The sequence below is a fragment of the Phaeodactylibacter sp. genome, assembly GCF_022763345.1.
Taxonomy (GTDB): domain Bacteria; phylum Bacteroidota; class Bacteroidia; order Chitinophagales; family Saprospiraceae; genus Phaeodactylibacter.
In genome coordinates this window covers 1-22,720 of the sequence record NZ_JALEGS010000056.1, presented here as the reverse complement: position 1 = coordinate 22,720, position 22,720 = coordinate 1, and the positions used below count along the sequence as shown (strand labels likewise).

General features: G+C 52.4%; 20 protein-coding genes. 11 read left to right on the top strand and 9 right to left on the bottom strand.

Features of this window, described 5'->3' with window-relative positions; genetic code table 11:
• Positions 1-96 precede the first annotated feature (96 nt).
• From MRY86_RS15725 to MRY86_RS15710, 4 genes are all read left to right on the top strand, one after another.
• On the top strand, positions 97-555 hold the full coding sequence (locus tag MRY86_RS15725; RefSeq protein WP_293564384.1) for a very short patch repair endonuclease: 459 nt from the start codon (positions 97-99) through the stop codon (positions 553-555).
• 119 nt (positions 556-674) lie between these two features.
• Complete coding sequence (locus tag MRY86_RS15720; RefSeq protein ID WP_293564385.1) at positions 675-3,644, top strand: S8 family serine peptidase; 2,970 nt, start codon at positions 675-677, stop codon at positions 3,642-3,644.
• A gap of 72 nt (positions 3,645-3,716) precedes the next feature.
• Entirely contained in the window at positions 3,717-6,692 is a 2,976-nt protein-coding gene (locus MRY86_RS15715; RefSeq protein ID WP_293564387.1) for a S8 family serine peptidase, read from the top strand.
• Between the two features lie 52 nt (positions 6,693-6,744).
• Positions 6,745-8,346 (top strand): hypothetical protein, encoded by a 1,602-nt coding sequence (locus MRY86_RS15710; protein WP_293571633.1) that lies wholly within the window; start codon positions 6,745-6,747, stop codon positions 8,344-8,346.
• Here MRY86_RS15710 and MRY86_RS15705 read toward each other — a convergent pair.
• The 3 genes from MRY86_RS15705 to MRY86_RS15695 form a co-directional block, all read right to left on the bottom strand.
• Positions 8,307-8,843, bottom strand: a complete 537-nt coding sequence (locus tag MRY86_RS15705; protein WP_293564391.1) for an NUDIX hydrolase — start codon at positions 8,841-8,843, stop codon at positions 8,307-8,309. The two genes, MRY86_RS15710 and MRY86_RS15705, sit on opposite strands and share 40 nt — an antisense overlap.
• A gap of 92 nt (positions 8,844-8,935) precedes the next feature.
• Positions 8,936-9,544 carry an SCO family protein gene (locus tag MRY86_RS15700; RefSeq protein ID WP_293564393.1) on the bottom strand — a complete coding sequence of 203 codons (609 nt, stop codon included), beginning with the start codon at positions 9,542-9,544 and terminating at the stop codon, positions 8,936-8,938.
• A gap of 168 nt (positions 9,545-9,712) precedes the next feature.
• The gene (locus MRY86_RS15695; RefSeq protein ID WP_293564395.1) at positions 9,713-10,177 is read right to left on the bottom strand and encodes a hypothetical protein; all 465 of its coding nucleotides are present in this window, start codon (positions 10,175-10,177) and stop codon (positions 9,713-9,715) included.
• 121 nt (positions 10,178-10,298) lie between these two features.
• Here MRY86_RS15695 and pcaF point away from each other — a divergent pair, with 121 nt between their 5' ends.
• Positions 10,299-11,513 (top strand): 3-oxoadipyl-CoA thiolase, encoded by a 1,215-nt coding sequence (pcaF, locus tag MRY86_RS15690; RefSeq protein ID WP_293564397.1) that lies wholly within the window; start codon positions 10,299-10,301, stop codon positions 11,511-11,513.
• A 106-nt stretch (positions 11,514-11,619) separates the two neighbouring features.
• On the opposite strand, the gene MRY86_RS15685 is transcribed toward pcaF, so the two are convergent.
• Positions 11,620-11,988 carry a hypothetical protein gene (locus MRY86_RS15685; RefSeq protein ID WP_293564399.1) on the bottom strand — a complete coding sequence of 123 codons (369 nt, stop codon included), beginning with the start codon at positions 11,986-11,988 and terminating at the stop codon, positions 11,620-11,622.
• A gap of 1,239 nt (positions 11,989-13,227) precedes the next feature.
• Between MRY86_RS15685 and MRY86_RS15680 the strand changes: the two genes are divergently transcribed.
• The 5 genes from MRY86_RS15680 (at position 13,228) to MRY86_RS15660 (ending at position 17,162) form a co-directional block, all read left to right on the top strand.
• A complete protein-coding gene (locus MRY86_RS15680; protein WP_293564401.1) occupies positions 13,228-13,899 on the top strand; it encodes a nitroreductase family protein in 672 nt (223 codons plus the stop codon).
• 8 nt (positions 13,900-13,907) lie between these two features.
• Positions 13,908-14,651, top strand: a complete 744-nt coding sequence (locus tag MRY86_RS15675) for an NRDE family protein (protein WP_293564403.1) — start codon at positions 13,908-13,910, stop codon at positions 14,649-14,651.
• Positions 14,617-15,666 carry a hypothetical protein gene (locus MRY86_RS15670; RefSeq protein WP_293564405.1) on the top strand — a complete coding sequence of 350 codons (1,050 nt, stop codon included), beginning with the start codon at positions 14,617-14,619 and terminating at the stop codon, positions 15,664-15,666. Before MRY86_RS15675 ends, MRY86_RS15670 begins: the two co-directional genes overlap by 35 nt.
• A 90-nt stretch (positions 15,667-15,756) precedes the next feature.
• Positions 15,757-16,371, top strand: a complete 615-nt coding sequence (locus MRY86_RS15665) for a flavin reductase (protein ID WP_293564407.1) — start codon at positions 15,757-15,759, stop codon at positions 16,369-16,371.
• 113 nt (positions 16,372-16,484) lie between these two features.
• Positions 16,485-17,162 carry a hypothetical protein gene (locus MRY86_RS15660; RefSeq protein ID WP_293564409.1) on the top strand — a complete coding sequence of 226 codons (678 nt, stop codon included), beginning with the start codon at positions 16,485-16,487 and terminating at the stop codon, positions 17,160-17,162.
• Positions 17,163-17,168: 6 nt separating this feature from the next.
• Here MRY86_RS15660 and MRY86_RS15655 read toward each other — a convergent pair whose 3' ends face one another.
• The 3 genes from MRY86_RS15655 to MRY86_RS15645 form a co-directional block, all read right to left on the bottom strand.
• Positions 17,169-17,615 carry a hypothetical protein gene (locus MRY86_RS15655; RefSeq protein ID WP_293564411.1) on the bottom strand — a complete coding sequence of 149 codons (447 nt, stop codon included), beginning with the start codon at positions 17,613-17,615 and terminating at the stop codon, positions 17,169-17,171.
• A gap of 65 nt (positions 17,616-17,680) precedes the next feature.
• On the bottom strand, positions 17,681-18,250 hold the full coding sequence (locus MRY86_RS15650; protein WP_293564413.1) for a TetR/AcrR family transcriptional regulator: 570 nt from the start codon (positions 18,248-18,250) through the stop codon (positions 17,681-17,683).
• Positions 18,251-18,290: 40 nt separating this feature from the next.
• Positions 18,291-20,441, bottom strand: coding sequence for a MopE-related protein (locus MRY86_RS15645; RefSeq protein WP_293564415.1), 2,151 nt, complete (start codon positions 20,439-20,441; stop codon positions 18,291-18,293).
• A 53-nt stretch (positions 20,442-20,494) separates the two neighbouring features.
• On the opposite strand from MRY86_RS15645, the gene MRY86_RS15640 reads away from it, so the two are divergent.
• A complete protein-coding gene (locus tag MRY86_RS15640) occupies positions 20,495-20,827 on the top strand; it encodes a hypothetical protein (protein WP_293564417.1) in 333 nt (110 codons plus the stop codon).
• 98 nt (positions 20,828-20,925) lie between these two features.
• Here the strand turns inward: MRY86_RS15640 and MRY86_RS15635 are convergent, their stop codons facing one another.
• Complete coding sequence (locus MRY86_RS15635; protein WP_293564420.1) at positions 20,926-21,270, bottom strand: hypothetical protein; 345 nt, start codon at positions 21,268-21,270, stop codon at positions 20,926-20,928.
• A 151-nt stretch (positions 21,271-21,421) separates the two neighbouring features.
• Positions 21,422-22,366 (bottom strand): aldo/keto reductase, encoded by a 945-nt coding sequence (locus MRY86_RS15630; RefSeq protein WP_293564422.1) that lies wholly within the window; start codon positions 22,364-22,366, stop codon positions 21,422-21,424.
• Between the last annotated feature and the right edge of the window lie 354 nt (positions 22,367-22,720).

Here is a 22,720-nt window from a genome sequence, read left to right as displayed (position 1 = left end):
CAAGGCTGGCCCCTACCAGGTTGGAGCGGATATTGGAGCAGGAGCAAATGAACCATTGGGCCTCCACGGCGCTTTTACTTTAAACAACATTACGCCTTGAGCCACAAGAAAGTCCCCCGATTCGAGGAAGCGCAGACTCACTACATCTCCGAGCAACGGTCCCGGACGATGAGCCGCATCCGGTCGAAGGATACCAAGGCGGAAGTCCGGTTGCGAAAGGCCCTCTGGGCCAGAGGATACCGTTACCGTAAAAATGTCAAAAGCCTGCCCGGAAGCCCGGATATCGCCATCAAAAAGTACAAGGTAGCGGTGTTCATTGACGGTGAATTTTGGCACGGCTACAACTGGGAAGAGAAACAGCACAGCATTAAGCGCAACCGCGCCTATTGGATCCCTAAAATAGAGCGGAATATGGAGCGCGACCGGGAAAACACCCGAAAACTACAGGAAAAAGGTTGGCTGGTCCTTCGTTTCTGGGAGCAGCGGCTGAAAAAAGAATTCAACGTTTGTCTTTCCCTGATCACAGAGGCTATTGACGACCGGCGTACACCGTAATGTATATTGGCTTGCAGTTTACCTGACATTCTCATTACCTTTGAATTCCGATCATTCCTTAGTTTTGGCAGTCTTCCCGACACCCCTAATTGTTTCGTACACAAGTAAACTATCTTACAATGGATTTAGTATGGAAAACCCGTGCCTGTATCGTGGCACTCCTTTGCCTGACCACTTTGCTCCCGGCACAACAATGGGAAAAAATCACCATCGACTTCCAGGATGTGCTCCTGAACCAGAATAAATCAACCTACAAAGCCTATGCCCTGCTAAAGGACCGGGTAGACATCCGGGCGCTCGAAGCTGATTTCCGGGCCCGTCAACTGCCCGTTGACGAGCGCGCCCGAATCGTGGTCCAAACCCTTATGGACAAAGCAGCCTCCACTCAGCCCGGTTTTCTGGAACAACTGCGCAGTATCAAAGGAATTTCCACCGGTAGTTTACAGCCCTACTGGATTAGCAATATGGTTTTCTTCGAAGGCTCCCGTGCAGCGGTGTACGCGGTCAGTGAATTGCCTGCGGTAGCTTCAATAGGGTACGATGCACCGGTAGAGTGGATCGAAACAGAAAGCGCCCCCGCCCCTGCACCACCTTCTCCAAATGGCGCAGAACCAGGCCTGGAAGCCATCGGAGCGCCGGCGCTATGGGCTATGGGCTATACCGGCTATGGCACCCGGGCGCTCATCGTGGATACCGGTACAGAACCTGACCACCCGGCGCTAACCAATCAGTTCCTTTACCACCTGCAAAGCCAAAGTTCCAGTTTTGTGGGCGAAGATGTGATAGATTGCAATGGGCACGGCACGCATGTGGCCGGAACAATCCTCGGGCTCGACCGACTCACCAACGACACCATCGGGGTAGCCTATGAAGCCAAGTGGATGAGCGGTATCGCTCTGGGCGGCAGCTGTGATAACAACACGAGCACCGCTGGCATTACCGGCATGTTTCAATGGGCCCTGAACCCGGACGGCAACCCGGCCACCACTGATGATATCCCGGATGTCATTAACAACTCCTGGCGCAGCGGCTCGAACTTTTGTGATGCCGATGGCGTATTCGAAACCTATGATGCCCTCTATGCTGCTGGGATAGCGGTCGTCTTCTCTGCGGGTAATGACGGGCCCAGCCCCGAAAGCATAACTCCACCAAAGTTCAACAACTGGGACTTGGTGCGCCTATTCTCTGTGGGCAACCTCAATGCCAACAACCCTAGTCTTTCTATCTCTAATGGTTCCAGCCGTGGGCCCTCCATCTGTGGCGGTACCGGCTCATTGCTCATCAAGCCGGAGGTATCAGCGCCGGGCTCCTCAGTACGGTCAGCTTATGTTGGGGGTGAGTACTCCTTTCTCTCTGGCACTTCCATGGCCGCGCCACACGTTTCCGGGGCCATTCTGCTGCTCAAAGAGGCTTTTCCCTACCTCACGGGTGAAGACCTAATGCTTGCCCTTTATTTTTCTGCCACAGACCTTGGTCCGGAAGGCGAAGACAACGACTATGGAATGGGCATCATCAATTTGCCTGCCGCCTATCAATACCTCATTGATGAGGGGCATACGCCGGAGCTCCCACGTTCCTTTGATCATAATGCACGGATACTCCGGGTCAATACGCCGGAGTACAATTGCGGAAATACCATCAGCCTGGAAGCAGTCGTTTCCTATGCTGGCCCTGACACCCTTCAGGAGCTGGTTCTGGAATATCAGGTGGCAAACGGCCCGGTACAAACATACGAATGGGGTGGCCTGCTGCCTCCCGGCGAAATCCAGACGCTGGAACTTCCCGCTATAAATATGCCGGAAGGCACTTACGAAACAGTCATGGGTATTGTCTCTGCTAACGGACAGGTGGACGAACGACCCGAAGACAACTTCATGAAAACCACAGTAACCGTCCTCGAAGAAGATGTATCTCCGGCCATGTTAGTTGGTGACTCCGTTTGTACAAACGGCAATGCACTGCTTCAGGTCCTGGCTGATGGCAACGTCGACATCACCTGGCATTCTTCCCCAACTAGTAATGCTACCTTGGGCAGCGGATCGCCTTTCCTGCTTGAAGACCTCACGGCATCGGGCACGATCTATGCGGAGACCTCCCCCATCCGAAACGTAGGCCGGCCCGATAACTCCGGAACGAATACTCAGTTCTCTGATCAGTCCCGGGGGCTCCGGTTCAACGCTTTTTACCCCTTCACGCTAAGGTCCGTAAAAGTCTATGCGGAGGAAACCGGAGGCCGTTTGTTGCAGCTGGTCAAACCGGATGGCTCTGTCACTACCAGGATTGTCAACGTGACGGAAGCTGGGGAACAGCGAATCGACCTTAACCTCAGCATTGCGCCAGGAGAAGGGTACATTCTACGCCTCAATGCAGGCAAACCCCTGATGCTCAACAGCGGTGGCTTCCAGGGTTACCCGATGACCGTACCAGGCGTGGTCACCATCACTTCCTCCACTATGGGCGGCTCGACCTACTTCTACTTCTATGATTGGGAAATCAGCTACAAAGAACGCTGTGGCCGCAGTGCGTTGGAGATTCCGGTGAGTACTGACAGTACAGGCAGTGCGCCGGCTATCAGCAACAGTTTGGATACAGTGGACCTTGCGGTTTCCGGAGCTGTAAACTTCTCGGTATTGACGGACGGGTACACTAACTGGAACTGGTATTTTGGGGATGGAACAACGGCAAACGGTGCATCCGTTACCCATACTTACGATACAACGGGCATCTACACCGTGGGGCTGACAGCCACGACCACCGAAGGGTGTACCAATGCAGCGACCCGTAGGATTGTCGTGATTGACAGTACGCCTCCCGTATCTACTTCAGTCCCTGAAGAAGCCCCAGAGCTACTCCTTTTTCCCAACCCGGCGAAGGAGCAGGTCTACCTCCAACTGAAAGGAGGCGGATTCCGGGACGTGCAGATCACCCTTACTGATGTACTGGGGCGGCCCTTGCAGCAAATCACGCAGGATATCGCACCATCTGAAACCGTCACCCTGCCGCTGAGATCACATCCGGCTGGTACGTATCTGATCATTGTGGAGATGGCCGGCAAACGGTCTGTGCACCGGATTGTCAAAGCCAAATGATTTTAGTAAATTGGGAGCGGAAACGGAGTCTGGGTTACCTCAGTACGCTCCCAACTCATAAACACTGATCCAATGCGCCAATTGTTACTACTGCTCAGCAGCCTTGGGCTGTTCCACGTCAGTTTAACTGCTCAGAACCTCAACCTCGAAAGGGTTGCCCCTGCACTTCAGGAAGCATTGGAAAGTGCCCCGGAGGACTACAAGACGGTACAAATCCTGCTTGGTGATCAGGTAGATTTGCCCGCTATAGAAGCCCGGTTTAAAGCCAAAGCCACTCCGGTTAAAGACCGCGGTCAAATTATTATCAGCGCACTTAAAGAACGTGCCAATACCCTACAGCCTTCTTTTTTAGAGACCCTTTCCGGCCTACCGGGTGTGCGCTTACAGGAAGCCCGGCAGTTTTGGATCGCGAATCTCATCGCCTGTGAGGTTAACCTGGAAGGTGCAGCTGCAATCAGTCAGCTTCCCGCTGTAGAATGGATGGACATCAACTGGAAAATGACTTTCCCTGATGCCTGTGACAGTGCGCCGGCGCCCCCCTCTCCCAATGGTGTTGAGCCGGGGCTGGAAGTGATCGGTGCTCCTTATATGTGGAACCTGGGCTACACTGGCTACGGCCGCAAAGTACTCGTGGTGGACACCGGCCATGACATCGGCCACCCTGCAATCGGCCACAACTTCGCTTATCAGCAAATGCCTATGGCTCAGGCCTGGGCTAATGGAGACCGTCCCTACTACTGCGGCGACCACGGTACCCACGTTGGCGGCACGATCACCGGTATTGACCGTGTGGCCAGAGACACGATCGGCGTTGCTTTCGGAGCGTTATGGCAAGGCAGTTCCACTTCAGACTGTACCTCTTCCGCCGGTACAGCTCTGGATGCCATTGAGATTTTCGAATGGGCGATGGACCCTGATGGCAACCCGGCTACTACCAGTGACCGACCTGATGTGATCAACAACTCCTGGAGCCGGGACTACCCGGTTCAGAGCGACTGTGGAGACCCCATACAAAGACAAATAGCAGATGCGGTTTATGCTGCCGGGATTGCTGTTGTATTTTCTGCCAGTAATGAAGGGCCTGACCCACTGACCATCGGAGACCCACCTATGGAGAACTGGGATACGGTACGTATGTTTTCGGTAGGTGCCATCAATGGCAACTCCCCTAACCTGCCCGTTGCAGAATTCTCCAGCCGGGGCCCCACCGTTTGCGGAGGGGAAGGCAGCCTGCTGATCAAGCCTGAAGTGGCTGCGCCGGGCGTTGCCGTGCGTTCTGCCCTGGCCGGTGGTGAATACGGTACCCTTGGCGGCACCTCGATGGCTGCCCCACATGTGAGTGGTGCGCTGCTCCTGCTCAAAGAAGCCTTTCCCAACCTGACAGGGGAAGCCCTGATGCTTGTCCTTTACTACACCTGTATTGATCTAGGGCTCCCCGGAGAAGACAATAATTATGGAATGGGGGTAATCAATCTGCCTGCGGCTTATGAATACCTCATTCAACGGGGCCATACGCCTTCGCCCCCGGTACAATCTGCCAATGATGTGGCACTGCTAACCGTAGAGCAGGCCCCTTACTACTGCAGCAATACGCTTTCCACCCGGATACTCGTGGAAAACAACGGTTCTGATACCCTTGCCAGCCTAGAGATAGCCTGTAGTCTTGGTGGGCAAAGCCTCTTCCACAACTGGGCAGGGCAGCTTCTCCCCGGAGAACGGACCTGGATCAGCCTGCCTGCCATGGAAGCCTCAGCCGGAACTTACACCTTCGACGTGGAACTCACACTTGCCAATCAGCAAAATGACCTGCGCTACCTCGATAACCGGCAGAAAAAGGAAGTCACAATCCTGGACAACGCCCCTATACCCGTACAACTTGAAGGTGCAGCGGCCGTGTGTCAGGGAGGCAGTGCACTACTGCGGGTAGACTTTGATGCCGACGCGGACTTCACCTGGTTTGATGCCCCTGAAGGCGGACAATTACTCGGAGAAGGCCCCGTATTCCAACTAAATGAGGTACAGAGCAGCCAGGAAATTTACCTGGAGGCAAAAATCAGAGCGCAGCTGCAGACGCCGGATGTTTCCGACAGTGCTCCCCAGGAAAGCAACGCGCAGGAGGGGCTTGTTTTTGATGCCTTCCACCCCTTCACCCTGCATACCGTTACTGTTAGGACTTCTCAGCCCGGTGGCAGAATGCTGCGCCTGACCGGCCCCAATGACACCTACAAGACAAAGATCATTCAAATTGATGAGCCTGGCATTCATACCATTGAGCTTAACTTTGATGTCCCTAAGGGAGAAGGCTATAAATTACTACTCGTGGCTGGCGCCCCACTTCAGTATACAAGCGGAGAAACAGCTTTCCCTGTAGCCGAAGAGCAGGTGGTACAAATTACCGGCGCCACCGACAGCACCGGGCTTTATTATTACTTCTATGACTGGTCCATCAGCTATGGTTACTTTTGCGAACGCAGCAGTGTCTCTGTACCGGTCAGCAACAGCACCTCTGCCGGAGACGTGGACATACTGGTCTCTGATGCAGCGGTAGATCTCGCCACAGAAACAGGCGTGGTAGGCTTTGAGACCGTAGCGAATGGTCTGGACATTATCAGCTGGCGCTGGAATTTCGGCAACGGATTCATCAGTGAACTCCCTGCACCAAGCCATACCTACACCAAAGTTGGCCGCTACCCGGTAAGCGTGGTCGTGGAAACGGCTGCCGGCTGCAGCGAATCTGCCACCCTTTGGGTCGACGTTACCGACAGCACGCCGCCTGCCAATACCACGGAAGACACCGCAGATTTCAACCTTACCGCATTTCCTAATCCGGTTGGGGAAAACCTGTTTCTGCTCTTTAAGCTTCCCTACAGCCAGGATGCCTATATTCAACTCGTAGACCTGCTCGGCCGGCCATTGCGGCAGTTTGAGCGGCGGGTCTCTGGTGGTGTCCCCGTCGAAGTGCAAATGGAAGATTTGCCTGGTGGCACCTATTTTGTTGTTGTCGAACTGGAAATGGGCCGCATGGTACGGCGGGTCATCAAGCAATAATTAATTCACGTTCTAAACAATATTCCGCCCGCTCTAAGGGTTGGAGAGCCGTATGCAAATCAAACGACCAACTTCAGATTTGAACCCTTTGCCTCTGTTTTCCGGACTCATCCTGATGCTGTGTTTTGGCATAAACGTAGCGCTGGCACAACCGCAGGAACTGCTCCACAAGGCCGACAGCCTGGCCAAAGCGCTTCAGTACGAGGAGGCCAATGCCACGCTGTCTGCATTCACCAAAGCATATCCTCAAAGGAAATATGACCTGGGAGAAGCCTATTTCAAAATGGCCGGCAACCACTTCCACCTCGGGCAACTGGAATCCGCCAGGCAGTGTAATCAGCAATCTGCGGATTTGCGCATGGCTATTGCCCCGGATGCCCTGGGATTGAACGAACAGCTTTCTGCCTGCATCCATTTAGCCGAGGGGCAATACGATACCGCATTAGAACACCTGGACAAAGCACGCCTTTACCCATTCTTCGACGACCCGCTCATACCCGCAGAGATTGCGCTTTTGGAGTCTGAAATTCAGGAGCAGCGCCAACAATACGACCTGGCACTGAAGGCCGCCCGGTCTGCTGCCGAGATCGTAGAAATCGTAGAGAGCGAAGAAGCGCCCCTCCTTGCCGATATCTATTTGCAGCAAGCTCATCTGCTGGCCATCAAACAAGATTGGGCCGCCGCTGCACAGGCTTGCCAGGCTTCCCTGAAGATTGGGGAAAGCCCCGAAGCCCACCTGTTGCTGGGACAAACCCTTTTAGCCATCGGACAGCCCTCTGAAGAAGCCAAGGCCGCTCTGACAAAGGCACAGGAACAGGGCACAACAGCCGTACAAATTGAAGCCGGGCTGGCACTGGCGCAGTGGGAATTGAAAAATGAAAAACCCTACGGCGTTTTGGCTCAAATTGACCGCGTTTCCCCACTGATTAACCCTCAGCAGGTGAGCCGCGGACAGGATACCGGGATTCACAAACCCGGACAAAAACAGGACTACCTTATCGCAAAAATGGAAAGCCTCCGCGCCCAGGCTTACCTCATGGAGGCTTCACCCGACAGCTATGTGCAGGCACTGGACGCCGCATATACAGGTTTAGAGGCTTGGCAGCGTTCGGCCAAAGAGGACACGCTGCCGGAAGACCAACTGCTGGAAGCGGGCTTGAAGGCACTAAGCCATCGGGAAATTGAAGTTAATGAGTTCAATACCCAATTCTTAATGCTTTACCATAGGGGGGCTCAGATTTTCTTTGCGGATCGCCAGGAAAAAGCCGCCCATATTTTCTTTCTGGAAACGCGCTCGGCTATTTTTGGTAAGTACGGTGATGCGGATACAGCCTTCATCAAACAGTTGGACTACAAAGCCATTCAGCAAATACGCTCCAAACTGGATACGGAAGCACCCGATGCTCTAGACTACAACGCTTTCCAGCAAATTTTTGGGCCCTTTGAAGCGCTTTTGGCCAATAAAAAAGCGCTTACTCTCGGTTTACCAAAAACATGGCCCGCCCAAAAAATACTTGAACTGCCCACCGCCCCTGAGCCGGATGGTGGTATCTGGCCTTTCAGGCGTCAGCCCAAGCCCCTGCGCGAGCGTTTTAGGATAAACGATACCCCCGATCAAACATTCAACCAGTCCAGAAAGTCTAGTGAAAGGTAGCCCGCGTCTACATTAGCGAACGTGGTATCTGCCGGATTATTGAGGAGTTTGCGGAAGGAAGAAAGCGGAAGCCGGAACACCTCGATAAATTCATCTTCATCTAATTGCTGCTGCCCGACTTTATGGCAGCCCGTAGCAATCATGCAGAGGTGGCGCTCGGTAGAGTAGGCAGAGCGGATTTCCTTCAACAGACGGATTTCATCGGCTTCGTACCCGGTTTCTTCCAGGAGCTCCCGGCGGGCAGCTTCTTCTGGTGACTCCGTAGGATCTACATAGCCCTGAGGGAAGCTGGTGAGCGTCGTCTCCGGGCCCGGGCGGAACTGCCGCACCAAAATGGCCTCTTTGTCCTGCGTAAAGGCAGCGATGGTGACATAGGTATTGTTCCCAATCACGTCAAAGTCCGCATGGCGGCCATCCGGCATCTCAAACGTCCGCCGGATCATATTGCGCCAGCCCCGAAAGGTGAATTCCTCACTTATTTTTTTCCAGTCCTCCATAGGGTTTCAAAGGTACACCCTCTCCGCTCAAAGTCAAACAAGACGGTCAGTTATTGTAAGAAATACACCATGATTTTTTGAAGAAGGCAAATCTACTCGTTGGCCAGTAGCCACTCGATATCTGTCAGCAGACGGTCCACTTTTTCAGGGTCTGTTCCATCGGCAAAGGACCGGATGTGGCCTGTCTTGTCAATCAGGAGAATCCAGCCACTGTGGTCAAAGCCGCCGGGCGCGTTAGGGTCCTCTTTGGCAATGCTCATGTAATCGTCTGCAATCCCGTAAATTTCATCCATCTCTCCGGTAACGAATCGCCACTGCCCGTTATCCACGCCCAAATTTTGGGCGTAGCTTTTCAGGCGGCCTACGGTGTCCCGCTTGGGGTCAATGGTATGGGAAAGCAGCATCAGCTCGTCATTGCCCTGGTACTTATCGAAAATGCGCAGCATCTGCTTTTTGACCTTTGGGCAAATGGTCGGGCAGGAAATGAAAAAGAAGTCGGCAAGATAAATTTTACCCTCAAAAGTCGCATTCGTCACAAGGTTGCTGTCCTGATCAATGAAAGCGAAATCCGGAATCGTATGGTACACGGTATCCTGTCCGTTGATTTCGTGTTGCCCCAGGTACGGCAGCGACTGAACTTTAGACTCCTGCTGACAGGAAAAAACGATTAACCCGAGAAGTGCGAATAGGCAAAAGCGCATGGTTTGTCTTTTTTGTAATTGAGAAATGATGCTCTGTCAGGTAAGGACTGCAGCGTTTAGGATTGGTGGATTTCACCTAGGACAAAGCTCCTGAATTTCAACGGAACAGCCATGGGAGAAAAGCAATCTACCAGCCAGCTGAAACTTCTTGCCTGACAAAACACGGCATTATTCCGCTGCCGTTTCAGCCTGCAGTTCTTTCAGCAGGGTTTGCCCCTGTTCCAGGCTGCTCAGCATATCCTCCTGTACCTGCGTGATTTCCTCCGTCTCCGCGTTGAGGTAATCCATGATTTCCTCGTGTGATTTTTCTTCGCGGAGCTTTTTAGGCTGCTGTAGCTCGCCCATCCACACCATCATGCCTTCACTGGCCGCCTCCAGGTTTTCCACGGCGTTATTGATCAGCTCGAGCTGGGTTTTGTCTTCCAGCCCTTCAGCCAGAGCTTTGAGTTCCCGGCTCACGCGGTTCATCTCCGCCATTTTGGGCATCACGGCATCATGGACTTCCATCATTTTAGCCCATGCTTCTTCTTGCTGCTCAACGGGAGATGCTGATCCTGCATCCTGATTGCTACTGCCGCAGCCGATCCCAAAAACCGTGCCGGCAAGGGCCAGCAACAAAATAAGATTACGCATTGCTCTTTATTTTTTAGTTGAAACAAATTATTCGCTCCAGCGTTGCCAGAATTGGGCGAATATAACTGGATTTTTTCCACACTTCTGTGATCTTTGTGACCAATTACTGAATACCCTAACCATGAAAGAAACTTACATTATTGATGCCGTACGCACGCCAATCGGCAAGTTCACGGGCACCCTGTCCCCTATCCGCACCGATGACCTGGCAGCGCACGTACTGAAAGCCCTTACGGACCGCCACCCCGATATTCCCGGAGAGGCTTACGCTGATGTCATTATGGGCTGTGCCAATCAGGCCGGAGAAGACAACCGCAACGTGGCACGCATGGCTTTGCTTTTGGCAGGTCTCCCCTACGCTGTACCCGGCGAAACCGTCAACCGTCTGTGCGCTTCCGGCATGTCTGCCGTCATCCATGCCAACCGGGCTATAAAAACGGGCGATGGCGACCTGTTCATTGCCGGTGGTGTGGAGCATATGACCCGCGGCCCCTGGGTGATTTCCAAAGTCTCCAAGCCCTACGGCAGAGACGCGCAGATGCACGACTCCAGCTTTGGCTGGCGCTTTGTCAACCCCAAAATGGAAGCGGCCTATGGTACGGACGGCATGGGGCAGACAGCGGAGAACCTGGTAGAAAAGTACGGGATCAGCCGGGAGGACCAGGACCAATTCGCAGCCTGGTCGCAGGAAAAAGCAGCGGCAGCACAGGCTTCAGGAAGATTAGGTCAGGAGATCGTTCCCGTGCCCATCCCAAGGCGCAAGGCAGAACCCATTTTATTTGAAAAAGACGAATTCATTCGCCCCGGCACTACCCTGGAAGTGCTGTCGAAGCTTCGCACCGCCTTTAAGCCTGCAGACCAGGGCGGCACCGTTACAGCTGGTAATGCGAGTGGGCTCAACGATGGCGCAGCAGCCATGCTCGTCGCTTCAGAAGATGGGGTCAGGCAGCACAGCTTAACACCCCTGGCACGAATTGTCGGCTCTGCCGTGGTAGGCGTAGAACCCCGCATTATGGGCATAGGCCCGGTTCAGGCTTCCAATCAGGCATTGTCCAAAGCCGGCCTTACGATGGACGATATGGATATCATTGAACTCAACGAAGCCTTTGCGGCCCAGGCCCTGGCCTGTACCCGGCAGTGGGGCATTGCTGACGATGACCCGCGCATCAACCCGAACGGCGGCGCCATCGCCATCGGCCACCCATTGGGCATGACCGGTACCCGCCTGCTGCAGACCGCAGCCCTTCAGCTTCAGCAAACGCAGCAGCGCTATGCTTTGGTGACCATGTGCATTGGGGTGGGGCAAGGCTATGCTACCATCATCGAGCGCATGTAAACAATAAAGCCCCGCTCCATTGGCGAGGCTTTATCATTCGTTTTCAGTGGGCAGTAGTTGATCAGACTTGATGGTCAGCTAATGCCTCATAGCTTAAATTCCAGGGCTATTTCCGGGTCTTGTCTGAAGTCATAATGGTTCCGTCTTTGATACGGACCACCACAATCACTTCATCATCGCCTTGTTTTGCGGTTAACAAATAGCGGCCATCTTCTACTTCTTTGAGGTTGTAGATCCGGGCGTAACCATTGTGGTTTTTGATCAGGTCGCGGTGCAAGGTCTTACCGTTCATATCGGTCAGCTCCACCGTAGCGGTTTGTTGCTGAAGGTTGACCAGCTGAATGCGCAGGGTCTGATCAGGCATCACTTTGGAAAGCAGCCGCATCGGGCTGTTGTCTGTCGTATTGGCCTGGGCGGCAAAAGTGATCAGTGCAAACAGGGATGCCAGGGCACCCGTTTTAATCCATTTCATCATTACAGTCGGGTTTTGATTAAAAAATGCTTTGGGTGATTGTGTGTTAACACAAAAGTGGAAAGCTCAGAGCTCTGATGCGATGATAATCGATCAACAGGCGACAAGCATAGACAAAAAAGGTAGGCCCTGCCGGGCCTACCAACGGAGGAGTTACACGCTTGCTTGGGTTAATTGGGGCAAGGGACCGGGCATACCTGAAGGTCACGCCAGGGGGATAAAGGGCGTCCCCGAGGCCAGGTATTTACCGATAGGCGGAGAAACAAACGTTCCTAAAGGGCCGCCGTATACATCGGTACAGATGCCTTGCTCCTCCTCCTATAAAAAATGGTGCTTCCAAATTTGAAGTTGGTCCCCCGGACAGCAAAGAATACTGCATTAGTGCTATCGGCGAGGTAAAAAGGAATGCAGCCAAATGAATATGTCATAAAGGTAGTCGACTGTCCCTCCGTGCAGAAAACTACCCACTTCGGGCAGTCGACTTACTATGAATGTTCATGGGCTGTATCTTGACTCCGCTGCGTTGTTACATTTGGCACTATGGGGGGAAGTGTACCAAATACAACTCAGCGGTTGCGAAAAGACATTACAATGGCATCTTTGCATTCAGGCAAAGACCGATAAAAAAAACCGTGTTGAAGTGAATAGTGCTTGAAGCGTCAATAGCTGCCCTTTGGGATATTCAAGAGTGGGGGGAACTCTGGAATAAACCTGTGCACTTTGACTGTTGAATGGGTTGAGTTATACTCAAACCGGTATCAGGATGGGAATGCGTTTTTGGGAAGGATTCAGTGGTCGTACATATTTGTTTAATCAAGTCAAATCATAAATAACCGACTTGCACCTGCAAGATACTTAGGGATCGCAAAAAAGAATGTATTATAAAAATATTTTTGTGACATGGAAAAATTCAAAACATTAAAGCTTGTTTTTATTCCTTACAAGCATTCATACCGAATTCAGGTCAATATTTTGTGACTAAATTCGAGCCAATGTTTATTGATCCCCCCAAGGCTTTAGCGTGCATAACGAATTGCACTTTTTGAATAGCCTGGCCGCCTTTGCTGTTTGCCTCTCTTGGATAAGCTGGAGCAGAGCGGGAAGCTCTACCCCAGCAGCCACACCAAAATCGAGCAGATGTTTATTGGTACACCCGAGGCTTCACAACCTGAAAAAGGATTTACCGAATAATGTCTACTTTTGCAGCGAGGCTTGCAACCGGTCACCACAAATCCTACCAAGATGTCAGCAACGGAGCATAATTTTATCAACTACAAATGCATACGGTACCCTAAGGCAGAAATGCTCAACCGCAGCCGGGAGTATTATCAGTTTATGGACCGCCGGCGCACCATTCGGGACTTTTCCGACAAGCCGGTCCCCTATGAGATCATTGAGAATATCGTCATGACGGCCTCTACGGCGCCTTCCGGGGCTCACAAGCAACCCTGGTCGTTTTGTATTGTAGCAGACCCACAGCTGAAAAAGGAAATCCGGGAAGCCGCCGAGAAGGAGGAGTACGACAACTACAACGGCCGGATGTCAGAAGAGTGGCTGGAAGACCTTCAGCCCTTCGGGACCGACTGGAAAAAGCCTTTTTTGGAGATTGCGCCCTATCTGATTGTGATTTTCAAGAAGCCCTATGACCTCGTGGATGGGGAGAAAAAGAAGAACTACTACGTGAATGAATCCGTAGGCCTGGCTGCCGGCTTTCTGCTCACGGCCATTCACAATGCCGGTCTTGTAGCGGTAACTCATACGCCAAGCCCCATGAACTTCCTCCATTCGATACTAAAGCGCCCCGAAAACGAGCGCGCATTCTTACTCATCCCTGTAGGATACCCCGGCACTGAGGTCAAGGTGCCTGATATTAGCCGAAAGGCCAAAGACGAAGTATTGATTTACTATCCCTAAGCTGATTTATGTGTACTGTAACTTATCTGCCCCAAACCGATGGCGGCTTTCTGTTTACAACCAACCGGGATGAGGCCCCACACCGGTCCCCTGAAAACCTGGACACCACTACCATAGGCCGCACGCAGCTGCTGTTCCCCCGCGATACTGCCGCTGGTGGCACCTGGATCATCGCAGCCGACAACGGCACCGTGGCCTGCATACTCAATGGTGCCTTTGTGCGGCACAAGCACCGCCCTCCCTATCGACGAAGCCGGGGGCTTATGGCGCTGGACTTTTTCAGCTTCAATACCCTCCATGCCTTTGTGCAACAATATACTTTTGAAGGCATGGAGCCCTTTACCATGGTGGTGGTTGGCAAAAAGCAGGTAACGGACCTCCGCTGGGATGGCACTCAGCTCAACGTGCAGGAAAAAGATGCCAACCGCCCGCATCTGTGGTCCTCCCCCACCCTATACTCCCCCGAGATGCAGCAAAAGCGGGAACAATGGTTTAGCGAATGGCTGGACAGGCGGGATACCTTTGAGCAAAGCGCGATCCTCCACTGGCACCGCACAGCCGGGGAAGGCGACCCGGAAAACGATGTGGTGATGAACCGGAATAACATCGTCCGGACGGTCAGTATTACCAGTATTGCAGCTAAATCCCAAGTTCTGGACCTCACTTACCATGATCTGCTGCGGCAACAAACCAAAAAGGCGCAACTGCCCGTTAACCATGAAGCTTTGGCCGTCCACCACCGCAAAAATTAAGGTGCGCAACTGGGAGTACTGGCCTTCTAAAGCCTTTTACTACCCTATTGCCCCTTACCTGATCTGGCTTATGATCAAAGCGCGGCACATGTGCTACTGGTCAGCAGTTAACCCGGGCATTTATACCGCAGGTATGGGCATGGAGTCCAAATTCGATACCCTGAAGCTCCTGCCTGAAGGTTACCGACCAAAGTCTGTCTTTCTGCCCGCCGGCATTCCACAGTCTCTGGTTGAAGAACGGCTGCGGGAGGCAGGGCTGACTTTCCCGTTGATTGTCAAACCCGACCTCGGTTTTCGGGGGCTGCTGGTCCAAAAAGTAAAGGACATCAGCGCTCTGATGCAGCACCTTAGCTATCGGGCTATTCCGTTTATCGCTCAGGAGTATATCGACTGGCCGGAAGAGGTTGGGGTGTTGTACCACCGAATGCCAGGGACGAAAAGGGGCGCCATCACATCTGTGACCACCAAGGAGTTTTTGCACGTACGGGGCGATGGGCAATCTACAGTGCTGGAGCTGGTACAGCAAAGCCCACGGGCCCTGCTTCAGCTGGACCGTATTCAGGCGCTTTACCCTCATAAGATGGCGAAGGTCCCCGCTCCTGGCGAGCACGTCCGCCTGGGTATTGTGGGCAACCACGCCAAGGGTACCCGATTTATCAATAGCAATGACCTCATTAACGAAGACATGGTGGCTGTTTTTGACCGCATCAGTGCCCAAATTGAGGGCTTTTACTATGGCCGGTTCGACCTGAAGTGCCGCAACCTGGACAGCCTTTTTACGGGTGAAGGCCTCAAGATCATTGAGGTCAACGGGGTTTGCTCAGAGCCCACCCATATCTATGACCCTCAACGGGGCACCTACTGGTCGGCTTTGCGCGATCTGGCCCGGCACTGGTCTATCATTTATCAAATCGCCCGGCGCAACCGGCGCAATGGGGTCCCTGTGTTGTCTCATGCCAAAACCGCCCGCGCATTTCTGGACCTCTTCGCTTACCAGCGAAAAGTAGGGAAATAACGCCTGCCATTTGTTCTCCCAAAGAAGAGCCGAACCTATTGCCCCGGATACTGTTTGAGCCATTGCACACCAACTCTACGCGAATAACTTATGCAAAAGCAATTTTCTCTGGAGGATATCCTCGCTATGGAGCGCTTTTACCGGCGCGATTTCATGAATACCATTTCCGGTTACCGCAGCTGCCATTTGCTGGGTACGCTGAGCTACAAAAAAGTGCCCAATCTGGGGCTATTCAACAGCATCACCCATGTAGGCGCCACGCCCCCTCACCTGGGCTTCATCATGCGCCCACTGACGGTGCCCCGGCAGACCTATCACAACATCAAGGCACAGGGCTACTTCACCCTCAATCAGGTGACGGAGGAGCTGATGCATCAGGCCCATCAGGCTTCTGCCAAGTACGAACCGGACCACTCTGAATTTGAAGCGGTAGGGCTGAAAACAGAATATACAGAAACACATCCTGCCCCCTATGTCGCTGAAAGCCCGATCAAACTGGGGCTGGAGTTGGCAGAGGAACACCACATTAAAGCTAACGGGTCCATCTTCGTGATCGGAAAAGTGGTCGAAGTGATCATTGACGAAGCGCTGATTACGGAGGACGGCCATATTATGCTGGAGAAAGCTGGCGTTCTTAGCGTGGCCGGGCTGGACAGCTATTACAAGCCTGCCTTGATTGACCGGTTGGATTATCCGAGGCCGTAATTGGGTTACCTGAGCGCATCCTCACAATCCTATGACAGCAAACTGTCTGAGTTTTTCTATTTTTGCAGACGGTGCCCGATTTGGGTATGTTGTGAAAATCGAAAAAAGATTTCATGAAAAAGGTAGGCTATCTGCTGTTTGGAATATGCATTTTAACGGCCCTTGGCTGTGGCAACCGCTTTCTCAGAGAAGTGGACACCAGCTATCCCACCGAGTTTGACCTCGGCCCATTTAACCTATTGGAGGAGACGCGGACTCAACTCGCCTACCACGACCGGGAATCCGTCTTTTTTGTGGATGAAAATAGTGCTTCGGCGGGCTTTGACATTATTCATGCGGAAACCCCTGGCATAGATTCTCTTAACGTTTTTGTCGATAATGTCTACGATGACAGCACGGGCGTACGCACGACCTATGTGTCCCAGTATCTCGACGACACCCTGCGCAGTGCAGCCCTAAACCTGGAGTTTATTGTGCGCCTGCGGGCGAGGCCCAACCTTGCCAATCCAGGCAGCCGGGATGTGGGCGACTGGGTGGAAGTCTGGACCAAAGAGCCTGGTGCAGACGCCTTCCGGAAAACATTTGAAACCGTATTCAATCAGCGCAGCTGGCCCGGTGATGAGCTTACCCCACCGGTTGATGAAGTTACGATCTTCAACCGCATTTTCCAGGATGTATGGATGCATCAGGTTGCTGGTGGGCCCGGTGAAGTCTGGTTCAACCGTCAGTATGGCATCGTCTCCTTTACGGATGGCTCGGGACGGCAGTGGCGGTTCCAGAATTTGGAGTAGGTCATTTTAGTACTCCGCCCGCCACCATAACGGCCCCACTGCCAGCAACAAAATCAGGGTATTGAAGACTACATTCGGAGTATTCCCGGAAGCCGCCGAGCCCGTACTGTCCAGCACAAACCAAGATAAAATTCCGGATAACACCACCCGCCGCACTAGCTCCGGAGCGGCATCAAACAGCCGGCCGGACATCCCCCATATCGTCACGCCCCAACCCAGAAGAAACCCGCCGGTCAGGGCAGAAAGGAAACGGGTAGTCTCAGCTGCATAGCTTTGCGCCCCATCGAGCGGCCAACTGAGGAGGTCGAGCGTCCACCGGGCAGGTTCTGCGGTAGGAAGCATACTGCCCAGGAAGAAAACGGGCCCGAAAGCCCCCACCACGAGGGCGGTGAACTTCAGGTATCGCTTTTGGAAAGCATGAGAGCGGTAACGGGGTGTTGGAGTAACTGACATGGACATCGTATTTTGATTCCACGGCAAGTTAGCGGGTCCGCCGGAGCCCGTTTAGACGGTACCGTCTAAACCTTGGTTTTCTGAGCCTGAAAAGAGCGAACAAGATGTTGAAGCCCGGCAAAATAATCCAGTAGCCAGGCCCGGTTGAGGGTGTCCGGGGTGAGCTGAATGTAGAAGTTTTCCAGGCTGAGTTGCAGGACAAGCCCCGCCAGATAGGATTGGTCTTCCAGCCCAATGATCTTCTTCCAAACTGGCAGTATCGCTGGTACGGTTAGTTCGGTGGTGGCATCAAAGCAACGCTCAAACGCCGGATGGCTGCGGTGAACCCGCAACTGCCGGTTGAACAGCAGGTCCGTTTTGTGTTCCAGCAACACCTCGACCAGATCGTCCAGGGACTGACAGGCCGCTTCTTTTTTGGCAATTAGGCGAGCCTGTTCAAGGTGGTGGTGCAGAAGAGACTCCTGAAAACCCTCCGGATCAGCAAAATGATGGTAAAAAGAGGACTTACTTTTGCCCACTGCCCGGGCCAGACCTTCGACCTTTAGGGCTTCCGGACCGTGGTGGGCAAATATGGCGTAGCCGTGTTGCAGCCATGCTAATTGCAGGGCGGCGGCCTCTGTTGTCGTTTTAGGCATTGGATGACTAATTTAGAAGCTTTAATAAGGTAATACCCCATTAGCGTTTGACCACCCTCGCAACACAATCTCCCCGGCCTTCACCAGAGACCATCAGCAGGTAGACGCCGGACTGCAGCCGGGTACAGTCTAATTCCACAATACCTTTCCCATCATAATTACCAGCTTGAAGTTCCCGCCCCAGCATATCATACAGCGCAATTGAAGCCGGCTGATGCCTCAGGTCCACCCTGAGCTGATCTTCTACCGGATTGGGATAAACCGTAATGGCAACGGCGGGGTCTGCACAAGCTGTCAGTTTGGTATCAGAGCCATCGCAGTCTTCATCGATACCATTGTTGGGAATTTCCTGAGCGCCGGGGTTGACCTGGGGGTTGCTGTCGTCGCAGTCTATGCCTGCTGGGTAGCTGTCTCCGTCTTGGTCGGCATTGCAGTCGGGGGCTTCAAAGTCCAGGCTGAAGGTTTTTTTCTTAAAGAGAGACTCCGTGTAATTATCGGAAATAATAAAAGCCTCGGAGGCTGAAGTCGCCTCCAGTTGACGTACAATCTCATTGCTGCAGTGGCTGATATGGAACGACTCCATCCCATCTGTAGTGTAATAAATAGTATTGGAGTGCTCCAGTAGCCAACCCACTTCAGGGCTAAAAAATGAAAATTGTTGCACCTGAAAATCAACCGGTACTGCATCCCAAGTCTCTCCTCCATCCTCGGTTTTGGCCATTCCCTTTTGGTGACGAGCTATGCCAGAAGATGCATCGAAGAAGTGCCACAACCAAACCCCGTCCACCGGAAAGGTTTCCCAGGTCAGGCCATTATCATAAGACTTGCCCAGGACCCTCGTGCCCGTCCCAGTTTCACCCTGAAACATCCTGCTAACAAGCAAGGAGTCATTCACAAATTGTATAGAGGTAATTCTGATATCTTGAAAAATAGTAACAGGTTCCCAGGTATATCCATAATCCAAACTCCGATACAAAGTATTGCCCTCCCCATTGATCCATACCTGACCATCAGTCCCAGTTTCTATTTTATACAATTTAGAGGTCCACGTTTCTGCCTCCTCCCAAGTCAAACCACCATCTTGGGTGGTCATGATACCTGAGAGATGTGTGCTACTATTGTAATTATTAAAAACCAGGACCCCGTGAGTCTCATTTATCATTTTCAGGTCTCTAATTTGCCGAAATCCCTCATCCGGCTCTTCAATGAAAGCTTTCGTCCATGTGATACCGCCGTCTGTGGTACGGTAAATGCTTGGCACCGCCGAGTAAAGGTTATGTATAAATTCGAGACTTTCATTATAACGGCTACAGGATAGCCCTCTGAGCGTATCGGAGGTAAAGTCGGTTATCCATGAGCGGCCAATGCAGACGGGTACTTGGGTAAGCACTTCGTAATCGCCCTGGAAGCAACTGTTGTCCCCTTTTACCGAAAGGGTGTAACATCCTGGTTCTTCATAAAGATAACGGGGGTGCCTGCCAGAGCCGGTAATCCCATCGCCGAATCGCCATTCAAAATCAGATGCAAAAAGGCTATTATTCTCAATCGTGAGGTAGCGGCCACTAACAGTGTTTTCAACATCGACAATTGGGAGGATACAACTGAGCACTTCACACCGCTCCTCCTGACCATCACTTAACCAGAGCATGCCCTTATCCGTTTTCGCGCAAATATAGTCTGCATTAATATCCCAATTCAGCAAAAAAGGCAATAAACCGAATTGAAGGTCTCCTATGCCTTCTACACGAGAAACCGTATCCCCCTTCCAACTCAGGTCGTAGCGCATCCGTTCTTCACCATTGAGTAAGGTCACAGGGTACCTGGAGAGGACGACTGCATTGACATAAAGGCCTTCGGTCAGCCGATCACCAGGCTGTAGACCGTAATCAAATATTAAACGCCGGTAGCAATTATTGCCTTCGACCCGGTACAGCCGCTTTCCTTCAACCTGAAGGTGAAGAAATTCACCCGAGGTGTTCTGGACAAAAGTCAGCACTCCTTCTTCCCCACATATATTGCCCTTCTTCAAAAAGCTATAGCTGGTGGAAATCGTATCATTCTTGAAGTTATTGATAACCTGGCTATTAATTTGAAGCCCGGGTGCGGACAAGTAGTCTGACAGCGTTTGAGCGGAGGAATGTCCCGCACAGCAGAATAGGAGGAGAAAAAGCGCTTGGTACTGGAGTTTCATAGCTATTAAATTTCACTCCAAATTAATAAAATTCCAGCTCTGCTCAAAAAAAATTGCACGCGAAGAAAGGTGTACTCATCCTGGCCAGCGGCAACATCGTCCACAACCTGGGGGTACTCCGTTTCCCGGAAAGCAGCACCTACGACTGGGCCATTGAATTTGATGAGCAGTCCAAAACCCTCATCGAAAAGGGCGACCACCAAAGCCTGGTCGACTACCAGAAGCTGGGGCAGGCAGCAGCTTTGTCCATTCCCACGCCCGACCACTTCTATCCCCTGCTCTACGCGCTGGGGCTGCAGCGCCCAAAGGACAAGGTTTCCTTTCCTATTGATGGCATTGCGTATGGCAGTACGAGTATGCGGAGTGTGTTGATTGAGGCGGCTTAGTGGTCTGTAATCTGCTCCTATAGATTCGTATCGACGGGCATGGATAATGGCACTCCCGCCTTCGGCGTCAGGAGGAGTTTAAAAGCTCTGCACGGGCCCTAATCGATCATCTGCTCTGTCTCATGCTGGCTTTCCGCTTCAGCTTTTTGCCGCTCCAGATACGTCATGTAAAAGTACCCGGCAAAGGCGGCGATGCATAAGGCTAGAATGATATTCAAGCGGACTATCGTTCTACGCTGCGCTTGCCAGGCCACAAACAGCACAACGATCAAACCGATTGCTGCGGCGATTACCCCATAGCCCAAAACGATGGCAGCGGCCGCAAGCCCCTGATCCTTACCGGCATCAATAAAGCCGGCATAGGACAATCCGGCAAAAAAGGAGGCTAAAACAGCCAGTAGATATAGTAACCAACTATAGGGCTTGACCATTTGATGTGCCATAATGGACTGGTTTGATTTAGTATATATTTTAGCCAATTAGCGTCGTTCCTCAATGGCGCAAACAGCCTCCTAAGTTAACCAATAATTCTTTGGCTTGCATATGGAAGGGGCCACGTGTGATGCCGGGGTATATCATATCTGATGCATCAACCTACCAGGGCAACCCCAAGGGCTGCACTTCCTCTTGGTAAAAAAGCTGTAGTTTCCTGATCAAGTCATGGGGCAGCGCCTTATCCAGGCTACGCAGATTACTCCGAAGCTGCGCCAAAGAACCACTGCCGGGAATGACTGTAGAGACCGCATCATTCGCCATACAAAAAGCCAGGGCTGCTTGTGGAAGCCTAAAACCGGGTGCAAGTATTTCTTCCACTGCTTCTACCAAAGCCGCCCGCTTTTCGATATCAGCCTGGGACCAGCGGGAGCGCACGCCCCTGAAAGTGCTCTGCGAACCATACTTCCCCGATAGCCAGCCGGAGTCCAGGGGTATTTTGGCGATTACCGCTACGCCTTGCGCCTCTGCCTGCTCAAAAGCCCGCCCGGTATCCTGATGGAGGATATTAAAGAAGGCTTCCACTACCTGCCCATTTGTCGTATCCAGGAACACCTTCATCTCCTCATACGTATCAACGGAAGCACCGTAAGCCCGGATTTTCCCTTCCGCCTTCAGCTTTTCCAGCAGTTCATAATGCTCAGGCGCCCGGTTGCCGTTCAGCAGCTCTGCTGGCGGATTGTGAAAGAGGACCGAATCCAGATAGTCGGTCTGCAGGCGGCGCAGGCTCCCCTCGATGGAGCGGCGGATCTTTCCCGGGTCAAAATCAATATTTCCATCCACCGTATGCCCGAATTTGGTATTGAGAATGACTTTGCTCCTATCGGTGTGGCTTAGTGCTTTGCCCAGCCGCTCCTCGCTTGCCCCCTGCCCGTAGTTGGGCGCAGTATCAAAAAAGGTGACCCCCTCGTTCAGCACTTCCTCTACCATGTGGATTGCGTCCTTTTCTGACAATGGCTTCCAGTCGGCTGCCGCCCCAAGCTGCCAGGTCCCCATACCGATAACGGATACGGATGGGGAGCCGGGTATGTATTTTTTGTAGTCCATACGAGCTAAGGTAGGAAAAAGGACTTGCCGCATTTAAAAAACAGCTGCCTTGATCTAAGTAATCCTTATCCTTAGGTATAACTCACGCCCCAATCCCAAAAATGATGCCATCCAAGGACTACGGATATGGAACCAGAGCGCGGCTGACACGGGTCTCCCTAACCGCAAAGGAGTTAAGCTTTTTAGTGCTTAGCCTTAAAACTTTTTAACCAAGGAATAACCCGCCCGTATTGGCGCGGAAACTTTGAGAACACTTACCCTCAACAGGTTTCAACAAAAAACACCGTCCGTGTATTCCGTGCCTTCCGTGGTACACTTAATCTCAACAGGTGGAAACTGATACTGCCAACCACT